The sequence below is a fragment of the Bradyrhizobium sp. MI1.4 genome, from assembly GCF_055811315.1.
Genome location: NZ_JBVVPP010000081.1, coordinates 16,802 through 19,587, shown reverse-complemented (window position 1 = coordinate 19,587; position 2,786 = coordinate 16,802). Strand labels below are relative to the sequence as shown.

The window sequence follows — 2,786 nt, the reverse complement described above, 5'->3', positions numbered from 1 at the left end:
ACCCCGGCAGAGGCCTTCTCCTCTCAACTGTTGCACTTCGAGTGTGAATCCACCTCCTGGCTTTCGCCAGGACGACGATTGAGGGTGGGGCGCCGCCGCGGTCAACGGATAGAGAGTGAAAATGACCTCCTCCCGCGCCTTTGCCCATATCGACACATGGGTGTTCGACCTCGACAACACGCTCTATCCGCACCACGTCAATCTGTGGCAGCAGGTCGATGCGCGGATCACCGAGTTCGTTTGCAACTGGCTCAATCTGACACCGGTGGAAGCGCGCAAGATCCAGAAGGATTATTACCAGCGCTTCGGCACCACCATGCGTGGCATGATGACCCTGCATGGTGTACGCGCCGACGACTATCTCGCCTATGTCCACAAGATCGACCATTCCCCGCTGGAGCCGAACCCGGCCCTGGGCGAGGCCATTGCAAAACTGCCGGGACGAAAGCTGATCCTGACCAACGGCTCGGTCGATCATGTCGATGCGGTGCTGGCGCGACTCGGCTTTGCCACGCATTTCGACGGCGTGTTCGACATCATCGCCGCCGAATTCGAGCCGAAGCCGGCGCCACAGACCTACCGGAAGTTTCTCGCCGACCATTCGGTCGATCCGACCCGCGCAGCGATGTTCGAGGACCTCGCCCGCAACCTCACCGTTCCGCACGAGCTCGGCATGACCACGATACTCGTGGTGCCGGACGGCACCAAGCAAGTGGTGCGTGAAGATTGGGAACTGGCGGGCCGTGATGCGGCCCATGTCGACCACGTCACCGACGATCTGACTGGGTTTCTGCAGTCGCTCGCGATCGGCTGACCCCCGCAGCAACGCAGGAGCGACCGTGCCTCAGAAGCCGACAGACTTGGCTGCGATCGAATGGGAAGACCTGCGCTACTTCCTGCACCTGGCTCGCGAAAAAAGCCTCTCGGGTGCCGCACGAAAGCTGGGCACCACGCAACCGACAATGAGCCGGCGCCTCGAACTGTTCGAAAGCAAGCTCGGTGCGATCCTGTTCGACCGCTTTCCGTCCGGCCTTCGGCTCTCCGACACCGGACGGCAGATTCTCGATTATGCCGAGAGGATGGAGGACGCAGCACTGGCGGCGCAGCGGATCGCAGTTGGCAGCAGCGCTGGACTGACCGGAACGGTGCGCGTGACCTCGCCCGAATGGCTCGGGGCACGGATCCTCTCGCCTTTGCTGGCGAAGTTCTGCGCGGCGCATCCGACCGTCACCGTCGAGCTGGTTACTGACGCCGAGGCCCTGAGCCTCACGCGGCGGGAGATAGATGTCGCCCTGCGCTTCGGGCGCTTCCAGCAGGACGGACTGATGCAGCGGAAGATCGCCAGCATTCCGTTCGAGCTTTATGCTGCTGCTGCCTATCTCAAGGCAAAGGGACCGCCCGATTTTTCGGACGGTGGCGCCGACGCTGCGCTCATTACGATGAACGCGGCGCTCGCCGAAAGTGTTGCGGAGACGAAGTGGCTGCGTCGCTATTTGCCGCAGGCACATGTTGGATTCTGCAGCAATAGCCGCGATGGTCAGGCCGCTGCGGCCGCCGCCGGCGCGGGGCTGGTTTGCTTGCCGACTCGGCTGGCCTCGGCCTATCCCGCGCTTCGTTCGATCAAGACGCCGGCGCCCGTCCCGAGCCGCGAGCTGTGGCTGGGATTTCATCGCGACACCGGCAAGGTCCGGCGGGTTCGCGCCGTGGTGGACTTCATCGCGGGAGAATTCCGTCAATTCGCCTGACGCTTCGGCAAGCTGTATAGCGGCCATACGCCCATAGCTGATGGCTCCCGCGAGACTGCACGTCTATCTCTCGAGCTCGGCAACAACCCGCCGTTCGAGGAGAGAGACAATGATGATGGATTGGAGCGCCTATCGGAGCGACTTGCTGGCGCGGATCGGCGACATTGGTGCCCTAAGCCCGGCGACGCTGAAGGGCTATCGCGAACTTGGCGCGGCTGGCCCCCAGACAGGAAAGCTGGACGGAAAGACGCGCGAGTTGATCGCGCTGGCGGCGGCCGTGACTGCCCGCTGCGACGGGTGTATTGCGGTTCACGCCGCCGCCGCCGCACGTTTCGGCGCGAGCCGTGAGGAGCTCGCCGAGGCCCTCGGCGTGGCGATTGCGATCGGTGCGGGGGCGTCGTTGGTCTACTCGGCACGGACGCTCGAAGCGTTCGATTCGAGCCGGGCACCGAAGCCGGGCGAAGGCTGATCCGATGACGCAAACACCGCAACCTGTGGCCTTCTCCGGATGCGGTTCGGCCGCAAGCTCGTTTCAACGGTCGGTCTCCTCTTCGCTGACCGTCGAAGAGGTGGTCACCCGCTTGAAGCAGGGAATCATTGCGGCAGACCTCTGGATCCTGCACGAGATCGACCCGCAAATGCTGCTCAGTCGTGGCGGCTTCGCCATCGGCCCCGCGCGTCAGGTCCTGTTTTTCCACCCACGCCTGATGTCGCGGCTGCTGACCGCCGATAGCGCGGCGCTGCTCGAGGCCCCCCTGAAGTTCGCCGTGATCGGCTTTCCAGACGGTCAAGCCGAACTGCGATGGCTTGATCCGGCTATGGCCTTCGCGCGCTACCGTTCACCGGCATTGACCGAACTCGGAAATGAGCTCGCCGGCCTCTGCGAGGGTATCGTGAACGGCACCGATCTCGCGGGCACATCAAAATAGCCGCCGGGGGGGGGGGGGGGCCCCCCCCCCCCCCCCCGGCCGGGGCCCGCGGGGGGGGGGAGGGCTAGGCGCCAAAACCCCAAAAAAACGACCAAAAAAACCCCAAAAGATA

Annotated in this window: 4 protein-coding genes; all 4 read left to right on the top strand. The window is 64.1% G+C overall.

Annotated features, from left to right (window positions below; all coding sequences use genetic code 11):
* Window positions 1-121 precede the first annotated feature (121 nt).
* The 4 genes from AC0L23_RS38335 to AC0L23_RS38320 all read left to right on the top strand — a co-directional run bounded on the left by AC0L23_RS38335 (window position 122) and on the right by AC0L23_RS38320 (window position 2,674).
* Window positions 122-814: a pyrimidine 5'-nucleotidase gene (locus tag AC0L23_RS38335; RefSeq protein WP_085351583.1), complete on the top strand. Its 693-nt coding sequence runs from the start codon at window positions 122-124 to the stop codon at window positions 812-814.
* A gap of 25 nt (window positions 815-839) precedes the next feature.
* Window positions 840-1,745: a LysR family transcriptional regulator gene (locus AC0L23_RS38330; RefSeq protein WP_085358784.1), complete on the top strand. Its 906-nt coding sequence runs from the start codon at window positions 840-842 to the stop codon at window positions 1,743-1,745.
* Between the two features lie 109 nt (window positions 1,746-1,854).
* Entirely contained in the window at window positions 1,855-2,214 is a 360-nt protein-coding gene (locus AC0L23_RS38325; RefSeq protein ID WP_094183287.1) for a carboxymuconolactone decarboxylase family protein, read from the top strand.
* A 4-nt stretch (window positions 2,215-2,218) separates the two neighbouring features.
* Complete coding sequence (locus AC0L23_RS38320; protein ID WP_085351585.1) at window positions 2,219-2,674, top strand: DUF302 domain-containing protein; 456 nt, start codon at window positions 2,219-2,221, stop codon at window positions 2,672-2,674.
* Window positions 2,675-2,786: the final 112 nt, after the last annotated feature.